Source organism: Actinocatenispora comari (assembly GCF_017312725.1).
Lineage (GTDB): Bacteria > Actinomycetota > Actinomycetes > Mycobacteriales > Micromonosporaceae > Actinocatenispora > Actinocatenispora comari.
Map to the genome: position 1 here is coordinate 51,730 of NZ_BOPO01000150.1, position 23,863 is coordinate 75,592.

27 protein-coding genes are annotated in these 23,863 nt (G+C 72.7%); 13 read left to right on the forward strand and 14 right to left on the reverse strand.

Annotation, left to right across the window (positions count from 1 at the left end):
* The first annotated feature begins 49 nt into the window (after positions 1 to 49).
* Both NUM_RS35695 and NUM_RS35700 read left to right on the forward strand, forming a co-directional pair.
* A complete protein-coding gene (locus NUM_RS35695; protein ID WP_207129363.1) occupies positions 50 to 1,525 on the forward strand; it encodes an MFS transporter in 1,476 nt (491 codons plus the stop codon).
* An 87-nt stretch (positions 1,526 to 1,612) separates the two neighbouring features.
* Positions 1,613 to 2,359, forward strand: coding sequence for a TIGR00266 family protein (locus NUM_RS35700; RefSeq protein ID WP_207129364.1), 747 nt, complete (start codon positions 1,613 to 1,615; stop codon positions 2,357 to 2,359).
* Here NUM_RS35700 and NUM_RS35705 read toward each other — a convergent pair.
* From NUM_RS35705 to NUM_RS35715, 3 genes are all read right to left on the reverse strand, one after another.
* Positions 2,346 to 3,167, reverse strand: coding sequence for an alpha/beta fold hydrolase (locus tag NUM_RS35705; RefSeq protein ID WP_308440609.1), 822 nt, complete (start codon positions 3,165 to 3,167; stop codon positions 2,346 to 2,348). The two genes, NUM_RS35700 and NUM_RS35705, sit on opposite strands and share 14 nt — an antisense overlap.
* 130 nt (positions 3,168 to 3,297) lie before the next feature.
* The gene (locus tag NUM_RS35710) at positions 3,298 to 3,954 is read right to left on the reverse strand and encodes an SRPBCC family protein (RefSeq protein ID WP_207129365.1); all 657 of its coding nucleotides are present in this window, start codon (positions 3,952 to 3,954) and stop codon (positions 3,298 to 3,300) included.
* Positions 3,951 to 4,319: an ArsR/SmtB family transcription factor gene (locus NUM_RS35715; protein WP_207129366.1), complete on the reverse strand. Its 369-nt coding sequence runs from the start codon at positions 4,317 to 4,319 to the stop codon at positions 3,951 to 3,953. Before NUM_RS35715 ends, NUM_RS35710 begins: the two co-directional genes overlap by 4 nt.
* A 259-nt stretch (positions 4,320 to 4,578) precedes the next feature.
* Here NUM_RS35715 and NUM_RS35720 point away from each other — a divergent pair, with 259 nt between their 5' ends.
* Positions 4,579 to 5,466 carry a helix-turn-helix domain-containing protein gene (locus NUM_RS35720; RefSeq protein ID WP_225919068.1) on the forward strand — a complete coding sequence of 296 codons (888 nt, stop codon included), beginning with the start codon at positions 4,579 to 4,581 and terminating at the stop codon, positions 5,464 to 5,466.
* Between the two features lie 76 nt (positions 5,467 to 5,542).
* Here the strand turns inward: NUM_RS35720 and NUM_RS35725 are convergent, their stop codons facing one another.
* On the reverse strand, positions 5,543 to 6,142 hold the full coding sequence (locus tag NUM_RS35725) for a TetR/AcrR family transcriptional regulator (RefSeq protein ID WP_207129367.1): 600 nt from the start codon (positions 6,140 to 6,142) through the stop codon (positions 5,543 to 5,545).
* A gap of 96 nt (positions 6,143 to 6,238) precedes the next feature.
* Between NUM_RS35725 and NUM_RS35730 the strand changes: the two genes are divergently transcribed.
* The gene (locus tag NUM_RS35730; RefSeq protein ID WP_207129368.1) at positions 6,239 to 7,054 is read left to right on the forward strand and encodes a class I SAM-dependent methyltransferase; all 816 of its coding nucleotides are present in this window, start codon (positions 6,239 to 6,241) and stop codon (positions 7,052 to 7,054) included.
* A gap of 42 nt (positions 7,055 to 7,096) precedes the next feature.
* Here the strand turns inward: NUM_RS35730 and NUM_RS35735 are convergent, their stop codons facing one another.
* Together NUM_RS35735 and NUM_RS35740 are read right to left on the reverse strand one after the other, a co-directional pair.
* Positions 7,097 to 8,191 (reverse strand): L,D-transpeptidase, encoded by a 1,095-nt coding sequence (locus NUM_RS35735; protein ID WP_207129369.1) that lies wholly within the window; start codon positions 8,189 to 8,191, stop codon positions 7,097 to 7,099.
* 386 nt (positions 8,192 to 8,577) lie between these two features.
* Entirely contained in the window at positions 8,578 to 8,976 is a 399-nt protein-coding gene (locus tag NUM_RS35740) for a hypothetical protein (RefSeq protein WP_207129370.1), read from the reverse strand.
* Positions 8,977 to 9,247: 271 nt separating this feature from the next.
* Here NUM_RS35740 and NUM_RS35745 point away from each other — a divergent pair, with 271 nt between their 5' ends.
* The 4 genes from NUM_RS35745 to NUM_RS35760 all read left to right on the forward strand — a co-directional run bounded on the left by NUM_RS35745 (position 9,248) and on the right by NUM_RS35760 (position 12,382).
* Positions 9,248 to 9,991, forward strand: a complete 744-nt coding sequence (locus tag NUM_RS35745) for a lytic polysaccharide monooxygenase (RefSeq protein ID WP_207129371.1) — start codon at positions 9,248 to 9,250, stop codon at positions 9,989 to 9,991.
* Positions 9,992 to 10,162: 171 nt separating this feature from the next.
* Positions 10,163 to 10,675: a DUF305 domain-containing protein gene (locus tag NUM_RS35750; protein ID WP_207129372.1), complete on the forward strand. Its 513-nt coding sequence runs from the start codon at positions 10,163 to 10,165 to the stop codon at positions 10,673 to 10,675.
* 235 nt (positions 10,676 to 10,910) lie between these two features.
* Positions 10,911 to 11,801: an alpha/beta fold hydrolase gene (locus NUM_RS35755; RefSeq protein ID WP_207129373.1), complete on the forward strand. Its 891-nt coding sequence runs from the start codon at positions 10,911 to 10,913 to the stop codon at positions 11,799 to 11,801.
* 41 nt (positions 11,802 to 11,842) lie between these two features.
* Positions 11,843 to 12,382: a histidine phosphatase family protein gene (locus NUM_RS35760; protein WP_207129374.1), complete on the forward strand. Its 540-nt coding sequence runs from the start codon at positions 11,843 to 11,845 to the stop codon at positions 12,380 to 12,382.
* Positions 12,383 to 12,403: 21 nt separating this feature from the next.
* Here NUM_RS35760 and NUM_RS35765 read toward each other — a convergent pair whose 3' ends face one another.
* From NUM_RS35765 to NUM_RS35775, 3 genes are read right to left on the reverse strand one after another with little or no spacing between them, the layout of a single operon-like run.
* The gene (locus NUM_RS35765; protein ID WP_225919069.1) at positions 12,404 to 13,165 is read right to left on the reverse strand and encodes a DUF899 domain-containing protein; all 762 of its coding nucleotides are present in this window, start codon (positions 13,163 to 13,165) and stop codon (positions 12,404 to 12,406) included.
* Positions 13,166 to 13,185: 20 nt separating this feature from the next.
* Positions 13,186 to 13,695 (reverse strand): SRPBCC family protein, encoded by a 510-nt coding sequence (locus NUM_RS35770; protein WP_207129375.1) that lies wholly within the window; start codon positions 13,693 to 13,695, stop codon positions 13,186 to 13,188.
* Complete coding sequence (locus NUM_RS35775; RefSeq protein WP_207129376.1) at positions 13,692 to 14,018, reverse strand: ArsR/SmtB family transcription factor; 327 nt, start codon at positions 14,016 to 14,018, stop codon at positions 13,692 to 13,694. The genes NUM_RS35770 and NUM_RS35775 overlap by 4 nt, the downstream gene beginning before the upstream one ends.
* Before the next feature lie 213 nt (positions 14,019 to 14,231).
* Here NUM_RS35775 and NUM_RS35780 point away from each other — a divergent pair, with 213 nt between their 5' ends.
* Positions 14,232 to 15,041, forward strand: a complete 810-nt coding sequence (locus NUM_RS35780; protein ID WP_207129377.1) for a HEAT repeat domain-containing protein — start codon at positions 14,232 to 14,234, stop codon at positions 15,039 to 15,041.
* 128 nt (positions 15,042 to 15,169) lie between these two features.
* The gene (locus tag NUM_RS35785) at positions 15,170 to 15,592 is read left to right on the forward strand and encodes a hypothetical protein (RefSeq protein WP_207129378.1); all 423 of its coding nucleotides are present in this window, start codon (positions 15,170 to 15,172) and stop codon (positions 15,590 to 15,592) included.
* A gap of 106 nt (positions 15,593 to 15,698) precedes the next feature.
* Here NUM_RS35785 and NUM_RS35790 read toward each other — a convergent pair whose 3' ends face one another.
* The 3 genes from NUM_RS35790 to NUM_RS35800 form a co-directional block, all read right to left on the reverse strand.
* Positions 15,699 to 16,076 (reverse strand): GntR family transcriptional regulator, encoded by a 378-nt coding sequence (locus NUM_RS35790; RefSeq protein ID WP_207129379.1) that lies wholly within the window; start codon positions 16,074 to 16,076, stop codon positions 15,699 to 15,701.
* Positions 16,073 to 16,831: a hypothetical protein gene (locus tag NUM_RS35795; RefSeq protein WP_207129380.1), complete on the reverse strand. Its 759-nt coding sequence runs from the start codon at positions 16,829 to 16,831 to the stop codon at positions 16,073 to 16,075. The genes NUM_RS35790 and NUM_RS35795 overlap by 4 nt, the downstream gene beginning before the upstream one ends.
* Before the next feature lie 401 nt (positions 16,832 to 17,232).
* Positions 17,233 to 18,075: an alpha/beta fold hydrolase gene (locus NUM_RS35800; RefSeq protein WP_207129381.1), complete on the reverse strand. Its 843-nt coding sequence runs from the start codon at positions 18,073 to 18,075 to the stop codon at positions 17,233 to 17,235.
* A 143-nt stretch (positions 18,076 to 18,218) separates the two neighbouring features.
* Between NUM_RS35800 and NUM_RS35805 the strand changes: the two genes are divergently transcribed.
* A complete protein-coding gene (locus tag NUM_RS35805) occupies positions 18,219 to 18,800 on the forward strand; it encodes a TetR/AcrR family transcriptional regulator (RefSeq protein WP_207129382.1) in 582 nt (193 codons plus the stop codon).
* A 344-nt stretch (positions 18,801 to 19,144) separates the two neighbouring features.
* Here NUM_RS35805 and NUM_RS35810 read toward each other — a convergent pair whose 3' ends face one another.
* On the reverse strand, positions 19,145 to 20,734 hold the full coding sequence (locus NUM_RS35810) for a peptide chain release factor 3 (protein WP_207129383.1): 1,590 nt from the start codon (positions 20,732 to 20,734) through the stop codon (positions 19,145 to 19,147).
* Between the two features lie 8 nt (positions 20,735 to 20,742).
* Complete coding sequence (locus NUM_RS35815; RefSeq protein WP_207129482.1) at positions 20,743 to 21,189, reverse strand: MerR family transcriptional regulator; 447 nt, start codon at positions 21,187 to 21,189, stop codon at positions 20,743 to 20,745.
* Positions 21,190 to 21,628: 439 nt separating this feature from the next.
* Between NUM_RS35815 and NUM_RS35820 the strand changes: the two genes are divergently transcribed.
* Positions 21,629 to 22,342, forward strand: a complete 714-nt coding sequence (locus NUM_RS35820; protein ID WP_207129384.1) for a polyamine aminopropyltransferase — start codon at positions 21,629 to 21,631, stop codon at positions 22,340 to 22,342.
* Between the two features lie 183 nt (positions 22,343 to 22,525).
* Positions 22,526 to 23,746, forward strand: a complete 1,221-nt coding sequence (locus tag NUM_RS35825; RefSeq protein ID WP_207129385.1) for a MalY/PatB family protein — start codon at positions 22,526 to 22,528, stop codon at positions 23,744 to 23,746.
* Positions 23,747 to 23,863: the final 117 nt, after the last annotated feature.

Below are 23,863 nucleotides of genomic sequence, written 5' to 3' on the forward strand. Positions count from 1 at the left end.
CCGCTTCGACCACCCGTCGAGAGAACCGGGAACGAGGAGGTTTCGCACCATGCGAGTCGACCGGGCGTGGCTGGGCCTGGCGGTACTGATGCTGCCGACGACGTTCGTCGCGATGGATCTGACCGCGTTGTTCCTCGCGCTGCCGCGGCTGGCCGCCGACCTGGGCGCGAGCAGCGTGCAGCAGCTGTGGATCAGCGACGCGTACGGGTTCCTGGTCGCCGGCCTGGTCATCACGATGGGAACGCTCGGCGACCGGATCGGCCGCCGCCGGCTGCTGACGATCGGCGCCGCGGCGTTCGCCGTACTGTCGGTCGTCGGCGCGTTCTCGACCGACCCGACGATGCTGATCGTGGTCCGCGCGCTGCTCGGCGCCGCCGGCGCCACCCTCGCGCCGTCCACCCTGGCGCTGATCAGCAACATGTTCCCCGATCCGGGCCACCGCGGCCGGGCCGTCTCGCTCTGGGCCACCGGTCAGTTCGCCGGCGGCGCGTTCGGCCCGGTGCTCGCCGGCCTGCTGCTGCAGCACTTCTGGTGGGGCTCGGTGTTCCTCGTCGCCGCACCGGCGATGGCACTGGTCGCGATCGCCGGCCCGGTCCTGCTGCCGGAGTACCGCGGCGAGCGGGCCGGCCGCCTCGATCCGGCCAGCGTGGCGCTGTCGCTGGTCGCGGTGCTGTGCCTCGTGTACGGCATCAAGCAGTTGACGCTCGCCGACTCGCTGCCGGCGCCGGCACTGGCGCTGCTGGTCGGCGCGGTGGTCGGCGCGCTGTTCGTCCGGCGGCAACTGCGGCTGGCAACCCCGCTGCTGGACCTGCGACTGCTGCGCAACGCGCCGCTCACCGCCGTGATCGTCGGGCTGCTGTTCGCCGGCGTGGCGATGGCCGGCACCGGCCTGCTCGTCACCCAGTACCTGCAGGGCGTGCTCGGGTTCTCCCCCGCCGCGGCGGCGGTGCTGTGCGCGCCGATGGGGATCGGCTGCGCCGTCGGCACCATGGCCGCGCCGACGCTGACCCGGCGGCTGCCGAAGCCGACCGCGATCGCCGCCGGGCTGGCCGTCTCCGCGCTGGGCAGCCTGCTGCTGGTCGGCGCGCACGGCGTCGCCGCCCTGCCGCTGGTACTGGTGGGCACCGCGGTGCTCGGGGTGGGCACCGGGCCGCTGTTCGCGCTGGGTACCGGCCTGGTGCTCGGCTCGGTACCGCCGGCGCGGGCCGGTTCGGCGGCGTCGATGTCGGAGACCGCCAACTACCTGGGCGGGTCGCTCGGCGTCGCGCTGCTCGGCGTGCTGGCCGCCGTCGTGTACCAGCGCGGCACCGGCGGCCGGTCCGACTCGCTGGCCGACGCGCTCGCCGCCGGCCACCGGCCGCCCGCCGACCCGGCCGCGGTACCGCTGGACGCGGCGCGGGCCGCCTTCACCGACAGCATGCACGTCACCGCCGCGGTCGCCGCGGCACTGTTCGCCGCCCTGGCCGTACTCGTGCTGGTCCTGCGGCCGGCGCACCGCCCGGCCCGGGAGCCCGCCCGTACCTGAGCCCGCGGTCGCCGGAACGCCTGCCGTTTCGGCGATCCGGCCGTCCGGCCGGGCCCCCGTTGCTAGCGTGGGTACCGTGGCCGCCCGGTGCAGCGTGCACGATCGGCGCCGACGGCACGTCGTCCGCCGTCCGCCGAGCCACCGCCGGGGCTGAGCATGCAGGTCGAGGTCCGTCACAATCCGTCGTTCGCGGTGGCCCGGGTGACGCTGGCCGCCGGCGAGAGCGTACGAGCCGAATCCGGTGCCATGATGGCGATGTCCGCGGACGTCACCATCGAGGCGAAGACCGGCGGCGGCCTGCTGAAGGGGCTGCGGCGCAGCGTGCTCGGCGGTGAGTCGCTGTTCGTCACCCGGTTCACCGCCGGCCCCGGCGGCGGCTGGGTCGACCTGGCCGGCAACCTGCCGGGCGACGTCACCACCATCGACGTCGCCGGCGCGATGAACCTGACCCGCGGCGGCTGGCTGTGCTCGTCCGACGGCGTCGAGATCGACACCAAGTGGGGTGGGTTCAAGAATCTGGTCGGCAGCGAGGGCGGCTTCCTGGTCCGGGCCGAGGGCACCGGGCAGGTGCTCGCCTCCTGCTACGGCGCACTCGACCGGATCGAGCTCGGGCCGGGCGAGAAGGTGATCGTCGACTCCGGGCACGTCGTCGCGTTCGGCGACGGGCTGAGCTACGACACCCGTACCGTCACCCGCGGCCTGGTGCAGACGCTGAAGTCGGGCGAGGGGTTCGTGTTCGACTTCACCGGCCCCGGTCCACTGTGGATCCAGAGCCGCAACCCGACCGAGTTCCTCGCCTGGCTCACCGACAGGCTCCCGTTCAGCCGGGAGTGACCCGCGGCGCCGAGTGGCTGGCGGCGAAGTCCAGCACCAGCTCGGCGGTGCGCGCCGGGGCCTCGATGATCGGGGTGTGCCCCACGTCGGGCAGCATCTCCACCCGGGCACCCGGTAGGGCGAGGTAGTCGGTCGCCGACGACGGGCGCCAGCGCCGGTCCTGCTCGCCGAACAGCACCAGCAGCGGCTTACCGACCGCCGCGAGCCGGTCCGGCAGCGCCTTCTCCTCCAGGTACCAGCGCGGGTCCTGCATCAGCGCGGCGAACACCGGGAACGGAGTGTCCCGCATCTCGGCCAGGATGTCCGCCGGCAGCTCGAAGTCCGGCCGGGCGAACCCGGTCGCCGCGAACTGGCGGATCTGCTCGTCGGTCGGCGGCCACTGCGCCGGCCCGATCGCCGCCGTCTCCGGCGCGGTGAACGCGGCCATGTTCGGCCCGGTGTCCACCAGTACCAGCGCCGCCACCAGCTCGGGCCGCTGCTCGGCGAGCCCGGTCGCGGCGATCCCGCCGCTGGAGTGGCCGACCACCACGGCGGGCCCGGCACCGAGCCGGTCCAGTACCGCGCCGACCCGGCTGGCCTGGGCGGGAGTCCGGTAGTCGCCGTCGACCGGCTTCGCCGACCGACCGCAGCCGAGCAGGTCGACCCGGACGACCCGGTGGGTACCGGTCAGCAGCGGCACCAGCGCGTCCCAGGTACGGCCGGAGGCGGCGGTGCCGTGGAGGAGCAGCAGCACCGGCGCGTCCCGCGGGCCGTCCTGCCGTACGAAGATGTCGCCGTCGTCCAACGCCAGCATGGTCTCTTCCGTCATGCCTCCACCGTGGCCCACCGCGGCCCGCACCGATTGAACGAATGTTCCCGCCGCGCCGGTGCGGGCCGAAGCACCGACCTGCCCGCGGCGCCGTCGCGTCACCGTGGCGGGCAGCGGCGTACCGGTCAGGTCAGCCGCCGGCCTGCTCGCCGAGGTAGAACGCGGTGGTACGGGCCGCGGCAGCCGCTGCGTCGTTCGCTGGCGTACCGGCACGTGTCGACGCCGCGCCCCACCGATCGCTCGCGGCCCGGATGAAGCGCCGCGCCGGTTCGGCCTGGGCGAAGGACGCGGGATCGGTCGGCCGATCCTGCCCGGCGACCAGGTACAGCGACAACCCCAGCAGCGCGAGATCCCAGCCGACGCCCGTCGCGCCCGGCCCGAACTGTGCCCAGAACGGCGATCCGGCGTCGCCGGTGTGTTCGTGTCGGATGGTGAGCCGGGCCCGCTCGCCGGCTGGCTCGACGCGTACCGTCAGGCGGCTGCTGTCACCGCCGAACTCCCAGGTCACGGTGAACGATCGGGGCGGGTCACAAGCCACCACCTCACCGGAGGCGTTGCCCTCCACCTGGTAGCGGCCGCCGAGCCGCAGCTCGCCGGTGACCGGGGAGAACCAGCGGGCGAGCCGGTCGGCCCGAGTGCAGGCCTCCCAGAGGTCCTCGGGCGTCGTCGGATAGCTCTGGCTGATGGTCTGCACCGTGTGCTGCTGGGTGCCGTCTCGGTCGATGGCGAGGTCTCGGTGGACGTCGTCGGCCTGCGCGTCGATGATCCGGTCGGACTCCTCGGTCACGGGTGCTCCTCGTCGGGTGTCGGTGTCGGCGTGCCGCCCTGGCGTCGTGCCCGCTTGCCTCGGGCGATCTCGGTGGCCAACGCGTCCAGGTGTGGCGCCCAGAACCGGCGGAACGGGTCGAGCCAGTCGTCGACGGCGCGCAGCGGCGCCGCCTCCAGCGAGTACAGCCGACGTGTTCCTGCCGCCCGTACGGTCACGAATCCGGACTCCCGGAGCACCTTCAGGTGCTGGGAGACGGCTGGCTGGCTGATCCCGAACCGTTCGCCGACCGCGGCCACGATCTCGCCGGCCGGCAGCTCACCGGCGGTGAGCAGTTCGAGGATGCGTCGTCGGACGGGGTCGCCCAGGATGTCGAACGCGTGCACCAGCCAAATATAGCCAGCAACTTATATAAGTCAAGAGCGATGATCGGCTGTACCGGCACCCGCTCGGTCGCGGCGCGCACGCCCGGAGCCACGACGACACCCCGAGGGGCTGTCTCGACGTCCCCGGCCGAGCGAGGCGAGTCCCGCTTGCCTGCCCGCACGGCGGAGGGCGGTTCGGGCGTCGGGCTCGCACCCGGCCAGGGCGAACGGACCGCCGCAGCCGGCACGCGACCTTCGAGACAGGCCCTAACATGGCGGGATGCGGGCCAGCGGGCGCGGGCGCGACGTGACGGCCGGGTGGGACGTGGCGAGTCCGAGCCGGCCCGGCCGGCTGCCCGGCGCGGTCATGGCGGGGTTCGAGGTCCGGGAGGTGGCCGCGCCGATCCGGCTCGTCCCGCATCCGGCGGTGATGGTGGCGGTGGAGTTCGGCGGCGGCCAACCGGTCGTGGCCGACTCGGCCGGCCGGGAGCAGCGCGGCAGCCTGGTCGCCGGGCCCGGTTTCGGGCTGGGCGGCGCGGTGCTGGCCCGCGGCGCGGACGTCGCCTGCGTCCAGGTACGGCTCTCGCCGGTGCTGGCCCGCTCGGTCCTCGGTGTGGACGCCGGGGACCTGCGCGGCATCGGCGTACCGCTGGACGACCTGTGGGGCGCCGACGCCGCCCGGCTCCGCGAGCAGCTGTCCGCGGCCGCGTCGTGGTCGGCCCGGTTCGCGCTGGTCGAGGCAGCGCTCGCGCGCCGGCGCCGGCCCGGTTCGTCCCCGGATCCGGAGGTGGCCTGGGCCTGGCGCCGGCTCGTCGCCGGGCGCGGCCTGGTCCGGATCGACCGGCTGGCCGCCGAGGTCGGCTGGAGCCGCAAGCGGCTGTGGGCCCGGTTCGCGGCGCAGCTCGGCCTGCCGCCGAAGCGGGCCGCGACGCTGATCCGGTTCGACCACGCCGCCTACCACCTGGCGGTGGGGCGGGATCCGGCCCGGGTCGCCGCGGACGTGGGCTACGCCGACCAGTCGCACCTGCACCGCGAGGTGGTGGCGTGTACCGGTGTCACCCCGGCGACGCTCGCCGAGGAGCCGTTCCTGGCCGTCGACGACCGGGCCTGGCCGACCCTGCAGCGGCGTCGCCGCGGAGCGGGTTTCCCCGCCCGGCAGGCGAACTGACGTCTGTCTACTGTGGACCAACCGGGCGCCGCCGGCAGGTACGTGCGGGCAGCGGCGGAGCAGGTCGGCGAGTACGTCAGTGCGGGCGGCGGCGGAGGACGTCGGCGAGTACCGAGGTGACGAACCGGGCGACCGCGTCGGGGGCCGGCGGGCCGGGTTCGGTGAACAGCAGGTGCCCGCCACCGACCAGGGAGAGGGTCAGCGACGCGATGTCGGCATCGGCGGCGATCCGGCCGAGTTCGCGTTCGGCCGTCAGGTAGTCGCCGACCGCGCCGGTGACCTCGCCCAGGATCGCGGTCCCGCCACCGGGTCGGGCGGCCCGCAGCCGGGCGCGCAGCTCGTCCCGGAACGTGATCAGCGGGATGAGCGCCACCCAGATCGGCCCGAACAGCGCGGTCAGCGCGGTGGTGAGGTTGTCGACGACACCGCCGGTACCGGCGGCCTGCCGCAGCTCGGCGGCCCGGGGTGCCAGCTGTGCCGCCGCCCGGTCCAGGACGAGTTCGGTGAGGAACGCATCGAAGTCGGCGAAGTGGCGGTGCAGCACCCCCTTGGCGCAGCCGGCCTCGTCGGTCACGGCGCGGCTGGTCAGCCCGTTCGCCCCGGCCCGCAGCAGCACCCGCTCCGCGGCGTCGAACAGCTGCTGGCGGGCGTCCTGCAGGTGCACCCCGGTTGGCATCCACCGATCCTCTCGTACCGCGTCCGCCGGGCGCACGCACCCACCGGCGGGTGCCCCGGATTGCGCTAGTGGGCGCTCGCCCACTAGCGTGGGCGCATGCCCACTTTACCTCCAGAGCAAGCCCCACCACCGCCCGAGCTGCACCGGGCCCGCCGGATGGCGGAGTCGTTCGGGACCGATCCGGCCGGCTACGACCGGGCCCGACCCGAGTACCCCGCCGAGCTGGTGGCACGGATCGTCGGCGACCGCACGGCGCCCGCCGTACTCGACATCGGCTGCGGCACCGGGATCGCCGGGCGCCAGTTCCAGGCCGCCGGCGGCACCGTGCTCGGCGTCGAGCCGGACGCCCGGATGGCCGGTCACGCCCGCGCACACGGGCTGCCGGTCGAGGTGGCGACGTTCGAGGACTGGCAGCCGAACGGCCGCACCTTCGACGTGCTGATCGCCGCCCAGTCCTGGCACTGGGTCGACCCGGTCGCCGGGCTGCGCAAGGCGGCCGGGGTGCTGCGCCCCGGCGGCCGGTTCGCGCTGTTCGGGCACGTGTTCGAGCCGCCCGCCGAGATCGCCCGGCCGTTCGCCGAGGCGTACCGCAGGGTCGTGCCCGACTCGCCGTTCGGCCAGGGCTCCGGGCGCCGCCCGGTCGAGGTCTACCAGGCGGGGTACGCGAAGATCGCCGAGTCGCTGCGGGAGTCGGGCGGCTTCCACGACGTCGAGCAGTGGCGGTTCGACTGGCAGCGCGACTACACCCGGGACGAGTGGCTCGCGCTGCTGCCCACCACCGGCGGCATCGCCCCGCTGCGACCCGAGCAGCGGGCCGAGATCCTCGCGGCGGTCGGCGCCGCCATCGACACCGTCGGCGGCGGCTTCACCATGGAGTACGTCACGCTCGCCGCCACCGCGGTGCGCGACTGAAGCGTGCGGTCCGCGTCGGGAAGGCCCGACGCGGACCGCGGCTCAGTGCAGCGCGCTGTGCTTCTGCCAGGTCGACCACGGCACCGACCAGTCGCCGTTCTGCCACAGCTCGATCTTCGGGCCGGTGGTGTGCACGACCTGGACCACGTCGCCGATCAGCGAGTGCTTGTAGTACCAGATGGCGTTGTCGCGGTTGAGGTTCAGGCAGCCGTGCGACACGTCCTGGTGGCCCTGCGCCCACACCGTGGTGTCCAGCTCGTGCAGGTAGATACCGTCGGTGCTGATCTTCGTGGCGTAGTAGACCGACTCGGCGGCGTACCCGTACGGCGAGTCGGCCGGCAGGCCGTAGCTGTCCGACGACATCGTCACCGGGTTGCCGTGGTCCAGCACGGTGTAGGTGCCGGACATGGTCCACAGCGAGATCGAGCCGTTCTTGCCCTTCACGTACCCGCCCTGGCCCATCGAGGTGGGCATGTCGCGGACCAGCTTGTCGTTGTCGTAGACCTTCACGTGATGGGTCTTGTCGTCGGCGATCGCCACGTGCTTGTCGCCGATGGTGAAGCTGGCCTTGCGGTCGGCCTGCCCGTACAGCCCCTTGCCGACGCGGACGCCGTAGACCTTGGCGTCGATGGTCACCTTGGTGCCGGCGGCGTAGTAGTTCTCCGGCCGCCAGTGCACGTTCTGGTCGTCCACCCAGTACCAGGAGCCGTCGACGTGCGGGCTGGTCGTCACCTGCAGCGCCTTCTCGGCCGCCGCCTTGTCGCCGACCTGCTCGTCGAAGTGCACCACCGGCACGATGCCCACGCCGTAGGTCGCGCCGTTCTTCAGCGCGTAGCCACCGGTGCGCTGCAGGTAGGGCAGCGTGTAGTTGGCCGGTTTGACGGTGCGGAACGACTTGCTCGTCTGCACCTTCTTGCCGTCGGCGTTGGCCGCCACGGCCGACAGCGTGTACTTCGTGTCGTACTTCAGCGTGCCGGTGGCCTGCCAGGACGCGCCGCCCTTGGCCACCGCGCCGGCGATGTCGGCGCCCTTGGCGCTGCGCAGCGTCACCGACTTCAACGCGCCGCCGGTCACCTTGACCTGCACCGGCCCGGCCGGGCTGACGTCCGACGTCGCGGTCAGGCTGGTACTGATCACGGCGGCCGGTGCCGGGGCGTGCGACGGCTTCGCGTGGGCCTGTGGACCACCCGACGACGTACACCCGGCCACCGCCAGCACGGCGACGGCCGACCACCCGACCCACACGACCCGACGCACACGCATCATGCCTCCCCACCCGGTACGTCCCTCATGAACTACCAGGCCCCGGCAGGCGGTGGGCTGCAGGACGATCACGGATCGGCCTCGGCCCGGCTCCCGGCCGCCTGCTCGCCACCAGAATAGACGGGGCGCGCAGGCCCAATGACACCGAAGTCCGGAACGGCAACGCGACACGCCGAAACCATCCGAGTTTTCTCACTCCGGGTACCGGCCAGCCCGGGTCACCGGGGCCGTGGCCGGAACACCGCCGGCCGGCGGGGCGGTCAGCGGTTCGGGCCCGAGAGGTAGCGGGAGAACTGCTGCACCAGCAGCACCAGACTCATGCCGAACATCAGGATGCCCAGCGGTACGTGCGCCTCCATCACGTGGTTGATGCCCAGCACCACCTGGACGCCGGCGAGCGCCAGGAAGCCCACCGAGTACCAGATGGGGCGGGGCGAACCGCCGCCCGGCTTCCAGCCGAGCACCGCGGTCAGCACGTACAGCATCGACGCGCCGAACATCACCCGCGCACCGGCGCTGTGCAGCACCTCGCCGTGATGGGTGCCCAGCATGATCCCGGCGGTGATCGCCTGGAAGAAGATCGCCGCCGTCTGCACCGCGACGGAGACCCGGACGAACGTGCCGGTGCCGTGCCGTGCTGCCGTCAACTGGGTGGCCATGACCCTGGTCCTCTCTGCTGCCCGTCGGTGCCGGTCGGTCCGACTCGGTACTCCGACGAGGCACGGCGGGAAAGTGTGAGGCGAGGGTCGCGGTACGGCCCGGTAGGCGCACGGAGCGGCACGGGCAGGCAGGAAATCGTACAAATTTGTGGAAGGTGTCTTTACTGTTAACAATCCTTCTTTTAGATTCGGTACGGGACGGCGACCCCACCACGCCGCCCATCGGCACCGCTCGACGGCGCCGACCGCCGACATCGAGGAAGGAGCATCGATGCGAAGAAAGATCACGGTCGCGCTGGTCGGCTTCGGCGCGCTCGTCAGCTCCCTGCTGGTGAGCACCCCGGCCGCCGCGCACGGCTACATCAGCTCGCCGCCCAGCCGCCAGGCGATGTGCGCAATGGGACGGGTCAGCGACTGTGGCCCGATCATCTGGGAACCGCAGAGCGTCGAGGCGCCGAAGGGTTCGCACCTGTGCAGCGGCGGCAACGACCGGTTCCTGCAGCTCGACGATCCGACCAAGAACTGGCCGGCCACCGGCGTCGGCCACTCGGTGACGTTCACCTGGACGATCACCGCGCACCATGCCACCCGCGACTGGGAGTACTTCGTGGGCGACACCCGGGTCGGCTACTTCGACGCCAACGGTTCGGTGCCCGGTGACACGGTGACGCAGACCGTGGACCTCAGCGGGTACAGCGGGCGGATCCTGCTGCTCGCCCGGTGGAACATCGCGGACACCGCGAACGCGTTCTACTCCTGCGTCGACCTGCAGATCGGCTCCGGCGGCGGACAGCCGAGCCCGACGCCGACCACGTCGTCGCCGTCGCCGTCCCCGACACCCACCGCGAGCACCTCGCCGACCTCGCAGCCGAGCGGCACCTGGGCCGCCGGTACCGCGTACCACGCCGGCGACGAGGTGACCTACCAGGGCACCACGTACCGGTGCCTGCAGGACCACACCGCCTTGCCCGGGTGGGAACCGCCGAGCGTCCCCGCCCTCTGGCAGCCCGTCTGACCCGTTGCGGGTGTCTTCACGGCTCGCGACCGTCGAGAACGGGCCGGACGCGGCCGGGTGGCCGGCCGCGAAGACACCACTGACCCCGCCGACCGCGGTACGGCCGGCGGTGATCCCCGCGGCACGCCGGACCGGCCCGGCGTGCCGCACACCCGCCTGGGAGGAGGACACGTGCGACGACGAGGACTGCTGGTGGCCCCCGGGCTGCTGGTCCTGGCGGGCTGCACCACGCCCACCACCGCCGAACCGAAGACCTCGGCCAGCCGGTACTTCAACGCCGCGGACATCCGGTTCGTCCGGCAGCTGATCGCCGCGAACGGGCACAGCCGCCGGATCGCGCAGTGCGCGCACGGGCGGCCGGTACCGGCGAAGCTGGGCTCGCTCGCCGCCGCCATCGGGTCCACCGAACGCGACGAGAACAAGACGATGACCGTCTGGCTGCGCACCTGGCAACCCGGTGCCGGCCCGGACCCGGCGCCCAGCCGGGACGACGACGTCGCGCACCTGACCGCCGCCAGCGACCACGACTTCCCCGGCCTGTTCCGTCGCGCGCTCGCCGCGAGCCAACACGACCAGCTGGCGCTGGCCACCGCCGAGACCCGGCACGGCATCAACGTCGGCGCGCGCGACCTCGCCCGGCGGGTGACCCGTTCCCGTACCGCGGAACTCGCCCAGCTGCACTGACGCCGGCCCGGGCTGGTCTCCCCTGACCCGGGCCGGCGGCGGGTCGGCTCGGGGCCGGCGGTGGGCAGCTCGAACGCCGGCTCGGGCGGGTCTCCCCGGCCCGGGCCGATGGTGCTGGCCCCAGCCGGATCCGGGGAACAGCACCATCGTCGCCGGGCGCCCCGGCGACGATGCTGGACGCGTACCGGAAGACCACAGTGGACGGACCCGTGGCCGGTGCGCGAAGGGAAGTCCCGTGCGAGATTCGACGGAACGGTTCGGGCGGCTGCGGTGGCCGCTGATCGCGCTGACGAGCGCGGCCGTGCTGGCCGCCGGGGTCACCGCCTGCGGTACCGGCGCCGGCACGACCCCGGACAGGCCGACCACCGCCCCGCGGCTGCACGAGGTCGCCGCGAACGGGCACCAGCTCGCGTTCTACGTCACGCCGGGCGCGAAACCGGCGATCGTCCTGGACGCCGGCGGCGGCATGGACGCCACCGAGTGGACGAAGGTGGCACCGACGATCGCGGCGCAGACCGGCTCCGAGGTCATCACCTACGACCGGGCGGGCGTCGGCCGCAGCGACGAGGTGCCCGGGCCGTGGCGGGCCGCCGACGCCGGGTCCGATCTCGCCGCCGGGCTCACCCGGCTCGGCGTCACCGACGACATCGTGCTGGTCTCGCACTCGCTCGCCGGCGAGGTGGCCTTCGCCTTCGCCGACAGCCATCCGAACCGCGTCGCCGGGGCGGTACTGGTGGATGCGAACCTGCCGCAGTTCTTCACCGCGGACGAGACCGCGCGACTCGTCGCGGCCAACCGGCAGCAGATCGAGGGGCTGAAGCAGCAGCCGTCCACCCGAAAGACGCGGCAGTTGCTCGCCGAGGCCGACGACTACGGTCCGGTGCACGCGAAGTACCACACGATGACCTGGCCGGCGCGCATCCCGGCGAGCGTGGTGGTGTCCGCCAGGACGCCGTTCCCGACCGCGCTGGACGCCCGGCGCTGGCGGCAGGCACAACGCGAGTTCGCCGACGCCGCACCGAATCGACGCCGCGTGGTCGCCGAACACAGCTCGCACGACGTACCGCGCGACCGGCCGGACGTGGTCGTCCGCGCCGTCACCGACCTGCTCCGCCAGCTTCCCTAGCCGTACCCACCCGCACCGAACCGAACCGCTAGCCTCCCCGGATGCCGATCGACATCGTGTTCGAGACCCATGCGTTGACCGAGGACAACGAGCGGGGTATCGCCACCGGCTGGCTGCCCGGGCGGCTGTCCGAGCAGGGCCGCACCAACGCCGCCGACCTGGGCCGCCGCCGGCGCGACGACGGCATCGCGGCGGTGTCCACCTCCGACCTGCATCGCGCCGTGGAAACGGCGCGGATCGCGTTCGGCGACAGCGACATCCCGATCCTGGCCGACTGGCGGCTGCGCGAGTGCGACTTCGGCACCCGTAACGGCACGCCCGGCACCGAGATCAAGGCCGACCGGCTCGACCACTGCGACCGCCCGTACCCCGGCGGGGAGAGCCACACCCAGGCGATCGCCCGGGTGGTGCGGTTTCTCGCCGATCTGCCGACCCGGTGGTCGGACCGGCGCGTCCTGGTGATCGGGCACCTCGCGACCTACCGGGCGCTGGAGCACGTCACCACCGGTCGCACCGTCCGCGATCTGGTCGCGGCCGAGTTCACCTGGCGGCCGCACGGTTGGTGCTACCGCCTCGACTGAGTGGAGGCGAGGCGCCGTCGTTCAGGCGGTCGGGTCTCGATCGGGTGCCGTCACCGTCCAGTACGTTTCCGGGTTCCAGGCGGTGACGTTCTCGTTGCGGTCCCGCGGCTGCTCCCAGTCCTCCTGCCGGCCGAGTGCGGTCAGGTCGAGCAGCGGGTAGGTGCCGCCCAGCTGGTCCATGCCGCGCGCGTAGGTGGAGTAGGTGTGGAAGACCTCCTCGCCGGCACGCAGGAAGCAGCTGATCCCGGCCAGCTCGACGGAACGCTCCCGCGCCGACTCCAACAGCTCCAGCTCGCGCCGGTAGTTGTACTCGCGTTGCGGACGGGCGGCGTCCATGGACACCTGGAGGTCGTAGTTGAAGTCGCTGCCGAACGCCGAGAACCACGGCACGTCCCAGCCACGCTCCCGCCGGACCGCCGCGATCCTCTCATACGGGGCGCGGGAAACCAGCACGTAGGTCGTCTGCCGTGCGGCGAGATCGTCGAACAGCGCGTCGGTGAGCTGGCGGATGTCGGCCGAACAGGCCGGACACGGCTCGGACCAGTCAGGCCCGAACATCACGTGCCGGACCACCAGCTGACGCCGCCCGGCGAACAGCGCACCGAGACCCACCCGGCCCGCCGGTCCCTCGAAGACGTAGTCCTTCGCCACCCGTACCATCGGCAGCCGGCGTCGGTCCGCGTTCAGTGCGTCGCCCTGGCGGGTGTGCTCCTTCTCCCGGGCCAGCAGCTCGCGCCGAGCCGCCAGCCACTCGTCCCGCTCCACCACCTGCGGCAGTGCCATCGCATCCTCCGGGTGCTCGGTCAGAGATCCTTGGCCAGGACCTGGTAGTGCGGCGTCAGCTCGAGCCAGCGGGTACGCCACGGCGCCGGCTCCCGGTGCGCGAGATGCGCGGCGAGGTCTTCCACGTGCGCCTGCCAGCCGGCGCCGTGCCCGTCGAGTACGCCCAGCGGGAGCCCGCGTTCCTCGATGACGAGCAGCGTCTGCTCACCGTCGCTGCGCAGCTCGGCCTCGGCGACGGTCTCCTCGCCGTCCTCGTCGTCGATCATGGTCACCCGCAGGCGATGCGGCGGCTCGCACCGGTCGATCCGGACGCGACCCTGCCACGTGCTGGTGAAGCGGGCCCGGACGACGCCGCCGGGCCGCGGCTCGCCGTCGACCTCGGCGATCCAGCGGGCCAACCTGGCCGGTTCGGTGAGTGCCGACCACAGGTCGTCGATGTCGGTGTCGAACCGGTCTTCCATCCGGGCGACGCCCTTGCCGTCCTGCGCCCGTAGCGTCCCGATCACTCCGGACCGGCTGTCCCTGCTCATCCTTTGCCCTTCCGTTGCTTCTTCCCCCGCGCCACCTCGGTGTGCAGGGCGTCGAATCGCTGTTGCCACAGGGCCCGGTAGTCGCCGAGCCATTCGTCGAGTTCGGCCAGCGGCTCGGGGCGCAGCCGGTACAGCCGGAACTGGGCCTGGTGCTCCACCTCGACCAGGCCGGCCTCCCGCAGCACCCGAAGGTGCCGCGAGACGCCCGGACGCGCGATCGGCAACTGGGCGGCGAGCTCGGTCACGGTCGCCGGGCCGTCCCGCAGGGACCGGAGCACGGTGCGCCGGCTCGGATCGGCCAGCGCCTGCAAGATCGCATCCACCCCATTAATGTACCAAGGTAGTTACGTAACAAGCAAGGTACATAGATCGTGGCCGTGGCCGCGGTTCGCACTTGCGGACCTGCCCGGCGGCGTGGCCATGCCGCCGCGCGCGCGGCCCGAACGAGTGCGCCAGGTGGTCCGGGCTCCGCCGAACCGTCGACGGACGTCGTCGCCCCGGCGGCGGCCGGCGGGGTCGGTGGGTACATTCGGACGGTGAACCCCGCTGAACTGCGTTCGCTGTCGAACGGTGACCTGGACGCCCGGGCCGAGCGGCTGAACCGGCTGCTCGACCGGGCCGACCACGGCGACGAGTCCGCGGCCGCGACGCTGCGCGCGTTCGTCCGGGACTATCGCGCCGCGCACCGCTCGCTGTTCTGCCGGGCGATGAACCGGGCCACCGCGTTCGGCGACGACAGCCTCGAAGAGCCGCTGCTGGCCGCGCTGACCGACACCCGGTACAACTGCCAGGCCTGGGCGGCGAAGGGCTGCGCCGCGCTCGGCTTCCGCGCCGCGGTGCCGGACCTGCTGGAGATGCTGCACCACGACCAGTGGATCGCCCGCGAGGAGGCGGTCGCCGGGCTCGGCGAGCTGGGCGACGCCTCGACCGTGCCCGCCCTGGTACCGCTGCTGGGCGAGCCGGCCGAGTGGCTGCGGGCGCGGACCGCCGAGGCACTGGCCGGGATCGGCGGCGACGCGGCCCTCGCGGCGCTGTGGCACGAGTTCACCCACCGGCGGTACCAGCGCATCGGCTACCTGGCCAGCGCGCTGGCGCTGTTCCCGCCGGACGCGGTGCTGCCCCGGCTGCTCGACGCCGCCGCGAGCCCGGACCCGGACCAGCGGTACTGGGCGGCCGTGGCGCTCGGCTCGACCGGCGACGACCGTGCGGTGCCGGTACTCGAACGGCTGCAGGCCACCGACCGCGGCACGACGGTGTTCGACGGCCAGGTCCGTGCCGCGGCGAAGAAGGCGCTGCGCACCCTCGGCCGGATCCAGAAGGCCATCGCCGCCCGTAGCACGCCCTGACACCGCGCGGGGCATCGCGCCGAGCGACGTCGCCCGGTCGCGTACCGAGGCCGAACGGCGCCACGACCGGGCGGCGCACGCCCCGGTACACCACACGGGTTGTTGCCCGGCTCGGCGAACATGGGGCCATGACCAGTCCCCGACCTGCGCTGCTGGCGGTGAACGCCGCGAACCCCAACTTCTCGATCGGGCTGGTGCAGCCGGAGGCGGTGTTGGACGGGCGGCCGTTCCAGCTCAGGTGGGGCTGGAACCAGCTGCCCGTACCGCCCGGCCGGCACCAGCTGCGCGTGCAGGCCCGGGCGCCGCTGCGCGCCTTCGGCTCCGCCGACCTGATCCTCGACGCGCACCCCGGGCAGCGAGTGGTCGTCTACTACGCCTCCCCGTACGTGGCGCAGTTCGTCTGGTCCCAGCCGGGCGCGATCGGCTTCGCCCCGGTGCAGAGCAACGGCCGGAACGCCGTGCTGGTGGCGAGGCTCGTCCCGGTCGGCATCGCGTTCCTGATGATGCTCGTCATCGTGATCCTCATGATGGTCGCGGTGTTCTCGCACTGACCGCACCCCGGCACCCGCGAACCGCCCGACCGTGACGCCCGTCCGACGGACGGTTGCCGGCATCGTCGGTGACGGCCGAGCGGCTCGTCGCGCGAACCCCGACGGTTCAGCACGCATCCAGTGCGGCGAGGACGGCGCGGACGGCGGCGTCGCGGTCGGCGCCGAGGGCTCCGGCGCGGATCACGTACTCGCGCGCGGCAGCCAGCAGTTCCTCGTCCGTCCGGGCGACGCGCGGCGGGTCGTCGGCAACCACCGTGCCGCGGGCACGCGCCGTGTGCACCCAGCCGGCAACCTCCAGCTCCCGGTACGAGCGGGCCACCGTCCCGGCCGCCAGCTGCAGGTCGCGTGCCAGTTGCCGGACGCTGGGCAGCCGGGCCCCGGCGGGGAGGGTGCCGGCCTCGATCGCCCGGGTGATCTGGTCGTAAATCTGTCGCCACGGGACGACACCGGACGACAGGTCGACCGTGATCCGCGGCGCGCTCACGCCGCGGCGACGTTGGTGGCGCCGGCGATCAGCCGCCAGGCCAACAGGCCCGTCAGGGTGACCAGCAGGCCGAGGAAGGTGGTCCCGGTGGCGGCCAGCGCGCACACCGCGGCGACGCCCAGCCCGGTGGCGACCCGGCCGCTGCGGATCCGCAGCACCGCGTCCGACCGCGGCTGCCCGCTGGGCGGGCGGCGCACCGACAGCCACAGTACGGCCGAGACCGTGAGCACCGCCGCGACCGCGCCCGCCGCGGCGACGCCCGGGTGAGGTGCCAGCACGTCGGCGTCGCCGACGGCGAACAGGTTCGGCAACCGCAGGCCGAACAGGCCGACGGCACCGACCACGCCGACTGCCGTGGCCGTGACCGCCAGCACGGCGAGCGCCCAGCCCGGCACGAGGTCTCGTACCCGGCGGGGTTCGAGGGAGGCCTCACGTCGGGAGCGGCGAACCGGGCGCTGCGCGAGCAGTTCGGCCAGCAGCGCGCCGAGCAGCAGGGTGCCCAGCAGGCTCCACAGGCTCTGCGGTCGCCACCCCGACAGCCACCGGACCAGCACCGGGCCGGCCAGGAACAGCGGCGGGTACCAGATCCGTCGCCGGCGCAGGTAGGTCAGGGCGTCGGCGACCTCCGCGTCGGCCGGGTCGGAGACACTCCAGCGAACCAGCAACCGGCGGGCGTCCCGCGGTGTCGGCCACAGCACCACCACCCCGATCAGCACGACGAGCGCGACCACTCCGTACCCGATGGCGTCGGCCACGACCCGCCCCCTTCTTGTACCATCCACTTGATACAAGACTAGGTGTCCATCCGCGTCGAGGCAAGCCGTGCGTTCGACCTTCTCTCGCTCCGGATCGCGGCCTCGGTGTACAGGATCGCCACGGCGCTGTCGGCGAAGCTGCCCGGCCGGGGCGGAACTCGTCCGCCCGGTCGCTCAGGAAGGTGTTGGATTCGTTGGGCCACAACGGAAGTAGCCGAGTCCTGCGGAAACCCCGGTAGACAGTCGGGAGTCGGCGCCGCGGCAGGCGCCCGGTGCCAGGCGGTGCCGCGGGTCTCGGGCGCCGCTCGCGTCGACAGTCGGGTCGGTAGAACCCGTGGACACCCGAGCCTCGCGGCGCGCTCGTGCCGGATGCGTACCGCGGCTCCCGTGAGCGCGGGAGCTCAGCGCAGGACGGCACGGATGACGTCGGCACTCGCGGCCGGCTCGGCGGCGAGTCCCTGGTGGTCGCCGGGGAACTCGATCGGGCGAACGCCGAGCAGCTCGGCCAGTACCCGGGCGGATCGGGCCGGGACGCCATCTCCGGACGCGGTTCCGACCCCGACGATGACCCGGACGCGGCCGGAACGTAGAGCGGCGATGTCCGCGGCGAAGCGCAGCACCGGCAGCAACAGATGGGCCAGGAAGTAGTCCGGGTTGCCGTGGCCGCGAACCCCACCTGCCGCGGCAGCTCGCGGCAGCACGGACGGGTCGGGCAGCACGGACGGGTCGGGCAGCACGGGAGGCTCGCCGCCACCACCGGCGGTGCCGACGCACTTGCCCGTCGCGGCGCCGCCGGTCCGGCGCGTGTCGTGGACGTCCTGGAACGCGGCGCGCCAGCGGTCGCGGTCGGGCAGCAGTCCGGGCAGCGGAGGTTCGTGCACGAGCAGTTCGCGCACCTGGTCGGGGTGGTGGGCGGCCAGGTGCAAGCCGGCGAGCGCGCCGCCGCTGTTGCCCAGCACGTACGACGGGTCGGTCCCCAGCGCGGCGAGCAGCCGGTGGGCATCGTCGCCCGCCGACGCCACGTCGGTGTCGACGGGTGGCCCGGAAAGCGGGCCGCGGCGGTCGTACGTGACGACGGTGTAACGGTCGGCCAGGCACGCCGCCACCCCGACCAGCGCTCCCGCGTCGGTGGGCCTACCGGAAATGATCAGCAGCAACGGCCCGGTGCCCCGGACCTGGTAGCACAGGCTGGCGCCAGGGACCTCCAGCGTCCCGGTCTCGATCGGTGCCTGGACAAGGTTCATCGGCGTTTCCGTTCTCGGTCGTCGCGACCAGGACAGGAGTCGCCCCGTCTCAACGGAACGGGACGTCTCGTTTGCTGTCGAGAGCGTAAATCAGCCCGGCCCGCGCGTCAACACGAGACGTCTCGTTCCGTTAGACTGTCGCCATGACTCCCGCACCCAATCCCGAACGCCGCAACGAACGCTCCCGGCGCGCAACCCTCGACGCGACCATCGAGCTGGTCGGCGACCGCGGGTACGCGCAGGTCACCATCGAGGCCATCGCCGCCCGGGCCGGGGTCAGCAAGCAGACGATCTATCGGTGGTGGCCGTCCAAGGCCGCCCTGGCCCTGGAGGCGATCAACGACTTCGTCGGCGAGGCGATCGACTTCCCCGACAGCGGCGACGTCGCGGCCGACCTCGGCCAGCAGCTCAACGAGGTCATCCGGCTGCTCAAGGGCCCGATCGGGGCGGTCTTCCGCGGCATCGTCGCGGACGCGCAGAGCGACCCGTCGATCGGCGCCGCGCTGCGCGAGAACATCATCGAACCCCGCACCCGGCTGTGCGAGAAACGGCTGGTTGCGGCCATCTCCGCCGGCCAGCTGCGGGCCGACATACCCACCCGGGCCATGACCGAGATGCTCTACTCGGTCGTGTACTTCCGGCTCCTGTTCGGCACCGACGACCTCGACGCCGGCGACATCCCACGGATCCTCGACCGCAGCCTCACCGGCCTGCGACCCCGGTAGCCGAACCTCGGTCACAGCGCCAGGCCGGTGGCGCCGACCCTCGACACCCGAGCGCACCGCGCCGACGCTGGAGAGGCGTCCCGGCCGAGAAGGCCACGCCGCTTGCCCCAGCCACCAACATGTCCACGGCGGGGGAGGTCAGTGGATGGACTCCGGTTCCGGAGCGGATCTTGTGTCGACGCTCACCGGGACCCTGCCCACGAGCCGGTCGAGGTCATGACCGCGACCACGCCGCGGGCGCCGCCCCGGTGGGTAGGCCCGCGTGCCGGATCGGAACGTCGCGCCCTCCTCACCCGGCCGAGGTGCGGGTCAGCGGTGACTGCCGGGAGGAGACCCGAACCGGGTCACTCGGTGCCGGCGACCAGCGGGTCGAGGCGGATGTCCGGGTGGTGGCGTTGCAGACTCAGCAGCCGCCACTTGGTCGGGAACAGCGCCAGCAACGCACCGTCGCCGCGGGTGAACACCTCGACGTCGGAGGTGGTCCGCAGCGCCTCGGCGCCGGCCACGTCGGTGGCGCGGGCCAGGGAGAACCCGAGCCGGTCGAGCCGGACCGGGGCGCGGAACTCGTGTTCGAGGCGATGGGTGGCGACCTCGAACTGCATCGGCCCGACCGCGGCCAGCACCGGCGCGTGATCGCCGCGCTGCTCGGAGCGCAGTACCTGCACCACGCCCTCGGAGTCCAGTTGCTCGACCCCGCGGCGAAACTGCTTGTACCGCGAGGAATCCCGCGCGGTCACAGTCGCGAAGTGCTCCGGTGCGAAGCTGGGGATCGGCGGGTACCGCACCGCCGGGCCGTCGTAGAGCGCGTCACCGACACGCAATGACCCGGCGTTGACCAGTCCGACGATGTCGCCGGGGAAGGCGGTGTCGAGCACCGCCCGGTCCTGCCCGAAGATCTGCTGCGCGTACTTGGTGGCGAACGGCCGACCGGTCGCCGAGTGCGTGACCACCATGCCGCGCTCGAACCGACCCGAACACACCCGGACGAACGCGATCCGGTCCCGGTGCGCCGGATCCATGTTGGCCTGGACCTTGAACACCAGCCCGGCGAACGGGGCGTCCAACCGGCGGGTCGCGCCGGCCGCATCGGGGCGTGGCGCCGGCGCCGGCGCCAGCTCCACGACGGTGTCCAGCAACTGCCGAACACCGAAGTTGGGCAGCGCCGCGCCGAACAACACCGGTGTACTGGCACCGGCGGCATAGCTGTCCGGATCGAAGTCGCCGCAGGTGGCGGCGACCAGGTCCAGCTCCTCGCGGGCGACGGCGAAGGCGGTGTCGTGCTCGGCCTCGGCCTGCTCGGCACTGACCAGCTGCTCGGCGGCGCGGGTCGCACCACCCGGAGTGCGGGTGTAGCGGACGAAGCCGCCGCGACGCCGGTCCAGCACGCCGTGGAAGTCGCCCGCGACACCCACCGGCCAGGTCAGCGGCGTGGGGCGCAACCCGATCCGCTGCTCGATCTCGTCCAACAGCTCCAGCGGCTCCCGGCCGGGCCGGTCCCACTTGTTGACGAACGTGATCACCGGCAGGCGGCGGTGCCGGCACACGTCGAACAGCTTCAGCGTCTGCGGCTCCAGCCCCTTCGCCGCGTCCAGCAACATCACCACGCCGTCGACCGCGGCCAACACCCGGTAGGTGTCCTCGGAGAAGTCCGCGTGCCCGGGCGTGTCCAGCAGGTTGAACACCATGCCCGCGTACTCGAACCGCAGCGCCGCGGAGGTGATCGAGATGCCGCGCTCGCGTTCCATCGCCAGCCAGTCGGAGGTCACCCCCCGCCGGTCGCCCTTGCCGTGCACCGCCCCGGCCTCGGTGATCGCCGACGCGTGCAGCGCCAACGCCTCGGTCAACGTCGACTTGCCGGCATCCGGGTGACTGATCACCGCGAACGTACGCCGCCGCGCTGCCTCCGCCCGTACGCCGTGGTCATGGGCTGCCATGGTCGCAGTCACCGGCTTTGCTCGTCCTTCCTCGCGCCCTCGGCGGACTCTCCACTCACCCGCGGCGTGCTCCGACGGCGGGCGTCCCGGCCTGCCGCGGCGCGCAGTTGACCCGCGAAGCGTTCCGCGGTGGTCAGCTGCTCGCGCAACGCGTCGATGCGGGCGGTCACCGCGTGCTGGTACATCTCCAGCCGATCCCGCAGCAGCGCACGAGCCTGCGCATCCTCGGTGTCGGCCAGCCGATCCAGCACCCCGAGCAGATCGCGCATCTCCTCCAGGCTGAACTCCAACGGCTTCATCTGCTTGATCACGTTCAGCCGCTCGACATCGGCGTCCGTGTAGAGCCGGAACCCGCCCCGGCTGCGCGCCGAGGGCACCACCAGCCCGACCTCGCCATACCACCGGATCGTGCGCAGCGACAGGCCGGTGCGCTCGGCGACCTCCCCGATCTGCATGTGCGCCCGTTCCATCCCCACCTCACCCGCGCCGACGATCCGCTGCCAGAACAGTAGGGCTCGACGCGGGCGTGACGGCCGCCACCTGTCGACCCCGCACCTGTCCGAGCCGTCGTCTCACTCTACTCTGACGTTAGGTTAAGCTGGGGAGCAGCGTTGGCTCGACCGGCGCCTCAGACCCCAACCTGGTGGTCGGCCGCGCGTCCCCGACACGCTGGTCTGCTTCCGCCACGTGTCCCGGCGTTGGGATGCACGGCCCCGCTCCAGCCGCCCAGGTGGGGCCCGTCCACCCTTGAAGGAAGACGCGCGATCCGCAGCAACGACGAGGAGTCCTGGTGGACCGGTCAAGCATCGTTGGGGGAGACAACATGACGAGCAGGGGCAGCGCCACTGTCGTTCCGGGGTTGTCGGGTGCCGACACGAGTAGCGGTGGTGGCCGATGAGCGCACACTTCGCCGAACTGGACTGGCAGCAGACACCGATCGGAGCGGTCAGTCTGCGGCGCCGGATCGAGCCGATGCTGCGGGTGGAGATCCACGAGGTCAAGCTCGACGACGAGTACCTGATGTCGAGCCTGTTCACCGAAGCCGAGATCGCGCTCGCCGATCGGGCGCTGGCGGCGGTGGCCGGTGACCAGCTCGACGTGGTCGTGGGTGGCCTCGGCCTCGGCTACACCGCACGCGCCGCGCTACGCGAGGCCCGGGTGCGCTCGCTGCGGGTGATCGAGCTGTTGGAACCCGTGCTCGACTGGCACCGCCGTGGCCTGCTGCCCGGCGCCGCGGAACTGACCGAGAACGCGCGCTGCGAGCTGGTGCACGGTGACTTCTTCTCGATGGCCGCGAGTCGGGACGGGTTCGATCCGGCCGAGCCCGGCCGACGGTTCCACGCGATCCTGCTCGACATCGACCACTCCCCCGACCACCTGCTGGATCCAGCCAACGCCAGCTTCTACTCCCCGGCAGGGCTTGCTCGACTCGCCGACCACCTGCATCCGGGAGGCGTCTTCGCGTTGTGGTCGAACGACCCGCCCGCCCAGACCGTCACCGCGATGCTCGGTGGAGTCTTCGCGACCGCGACCGCGCACGTGGTCAGTTTCCCCAACCCGCTGCAGGGCGGCGAGTCATCCAACACCATCTACCTCGCCACCCGGTGACCGGACGACCGCGATCAGGGCACCGCAGCGTGGCGACGATCGGGCCGATCACCGTCCCCGGCCACTGCTGCGCTACCTGGTCTGGTGCCAGCCCACCCGACGAACCCCGACAACACCCATGACGCAGCCGGCGATGTGAAAGTGTCGGCCCCACACCAGGATCCCCGTTGGAGGGAGCGGCGAATGCCCAGTTCGATGGCCGGCAACCAGCCGAATCCGTTGGCGCAGTTGACGGTCGCGCAACTTCGTCAGCGGACCAGCATGAAGTGGCGTGCGCATCCCGCTGATGTGCTGCCGCTGTGGGTGGCCGAGATGGACGTGCCGTTGGCGGCCCCGGTCGTCGACGCGCTTCAGACCGCCATCACCCGCGGCGACACCGGCTACCCCTACGGAACCGCCTATGCCGAGGCACTCGCAGGCTTCGCCGCGGACCGTTGGGGCTGGGAGGGCCTCGCGGTCGAGCGCACGGCGATCGTGCCCGATGTGATGTTGGGCATCGTGGAGGTGCTGCGGCTGATCACCGACCGGGGCGACACCGTGGTGGTCAACCCACCGGTATACCCACCGTTCTACGCGTTCGTCGGCCACGACGGGCGTCGCGTGGTCGAAGCACGGCTGGGGGCCGACGGGCGCATCGATCCGGCGGCGTTGGGCGAAACGTTCGCGCAGGCACGCCAGCACGGTGGCCGGGTGGCGTACCTGATGAGCAACCCGCACAACCCGACCGGGGTGGTCCACACCCAGGCCGAGCTGGCGGGGGTGGCACAGCTGGCCCGCCAGTACGGGGTGCGGGTGGTCGCCGACGAGATCCACGCCCCGCTGGTGCTGCCCGGCGCCAGGTTCACCCCGTACCTGAGCGTGCCGGGAGCCGAGGACGCGTTCGCGGTGACCTCCGCATCCAAGGCGTGGAACCTGCCCGGGCTCAAGGCGGCGCTGGCGGTCGCCGGCCCAGACGCTGCGGCCGAGCTGGCCCGAATGCCGGAGGAGGTCAGCCACGGCCCCAGCCATCTGGGCATCCTCGCCCACACCGCCGCGCTGCGCGATGGACGGGACTGGCTCGACGCCCTGGTGGCCGGCCTCGACGCCAACCGCACCCTGCTCGGGCAACTGATCGCCGAGCACCTCCCGCAGGTGCGCCACCGTCCTCCCGAGGGCACCTACCTCGCCTGGTTGGACTGCCGCGAGCTGGGGCTCACCGAGCCTGACGCCACCGATGGCCCCGGCGTGGTCAGCGAACTCGCCGGTCCCGCCCGCTTCTTTCTCGAGCACGCGCGGGTGGCGCTCAGCTCCGGTCATGTGTTCGGTTCCGGCGGCCGCGGGCACGTCCGGCTCAACTTCGCCACCTCACCGACGATCCTGACCGACGCGGTCACCAGGATGGGCCGGGCGGTGGCGGACCGGTAGCCGGCTCGGGCCCGGTGCAGGAGCAAGTCGGTGCAAGGTCGTCCGCTCCCAGCTGGGCGCCATGTCGACGAACTCCTGCGACCGCAGTCCGGTCAGTACCTGAGCTGGTAGCGCCGC

Bases quoted from the DNA above. Each gene is read 5' to 3' on its own strand.
- NUM_RS35695 (WP_207129363.1), top strand. From the start codon at position 50: ATGCGAGTCGACCGGGCGTGGCTGGGCCTGGCGGTACTGATGCTGCCG.
- NUM_RS35705 (WP_308440609.1), bottom strand. From the start codon at position 3,167: ATGACGGAAGAGACCATGCTGGCGTTGGACGACGGCGACATCTTCGTA.
- NUM_RS35720 (WP_225919068.1), top strand. From the start codon at position 4,579: ATGCGGGCCAGCGGGCGCGGGCGCGACGTGACGGCCGGGTGGGACGTG.
- NUM_RS35725 (WP_207129367.1), bottom strand. From the start codon at position 6,142: ATGCCAACCGGGGTGCACCTGCAGGACGCCCGCCAGCAGCTGTTCGAC.
- NUM_RS35730 (WP_207129368.1), top strand. From the start codon at position 6,239: ATGCCCACTTTACCTCCAGAGCAAGCCCCACCACCGCCCGAGCTGCAC.
- NUM_RS35740 (WP_207129370.1), bottom strand. From the start codon at position 8,976: ATGGCCACCCAGTTGACGGCAGCACGGCACGGCACCGGCACGTTCGTC.
- NUM_RS35745 (WP_207129371.1), top strand. From the start codon at position 9,248: ATGCGAAGAAAGATCACGGTCGCGCTGGTCGGCTTCGGCGCGCTCGTC.
- NUM_RS35760 (WP_207129374.1), top strand. From the start codon at position 11,843: ATGCCGATCGACATCGTGTTCGAGACCCATGCGTTGACCGAGGACAAC.
- NUM_RS35765 (WP_225919069.1), bottom strand. From the start codon at position 13,165: ATGGCACTGCCGCAGGTGGTGGAGCGGGACGAGTGGCTGGCGGCTCGG.
- NUM_RS35770 (WP_207129375.1), bottom strand. From the start codon at position 13,695: ATGAGCAGGGACAGCCGGTCCGGAGTGATCGGGACGCTACGGGCGCAG.
- NUM_RS35785 (WP_207129378.1), top strand. From the start codon at position 15,170: ATGACCAGTCCCCGACCTGCGCTGCTGGCGGTGAACGCCGCGAACCCC.
- NUM_RS35800 (WP_207129381.1), bottom strand. From the start codon at position 18,075: ATGAACCTTGTCCAGGCACCGATCGAGACCGGGACGCTGGAGGTCCCT.
- NUM_RS35805 (WP_207129382.1), top strand. From the start codon at position 18,219: ATGACTCCCGCACCCAATCCCGAACGCCGCAACGAACGCTCCCGGCGC.
- NUM_RS35810 (WP_207129383.1), bottom strand. From the start codon at position 20,734: ATGGCAGCCCATGACCACGGCGTACGGGCGGAGGCAGCGCGGCGGCGT.
- NUM_RS35815 (WP_207129482.1), bottom strand. From the start codon at position 21,189: ATGCAGATCGGGGAGGTCGCCGAGCGCACCGGCCTGTCGCTGCGCACG.
- NUM_RS35820 (WP_207129384.1), top strand. From the start codon at position 21,629: ATGAGCGCACACTTCGCCGAACTGGACTGGCAGCAGACACCGATCGGA.
- NUM_RS35825 (WP_207129385.1), top strand. From the start codon at position 22,526: ATGCCCAGTTCGATGGCCGGCAACCAGCCGAATCCGTTGGCGCAGTTG.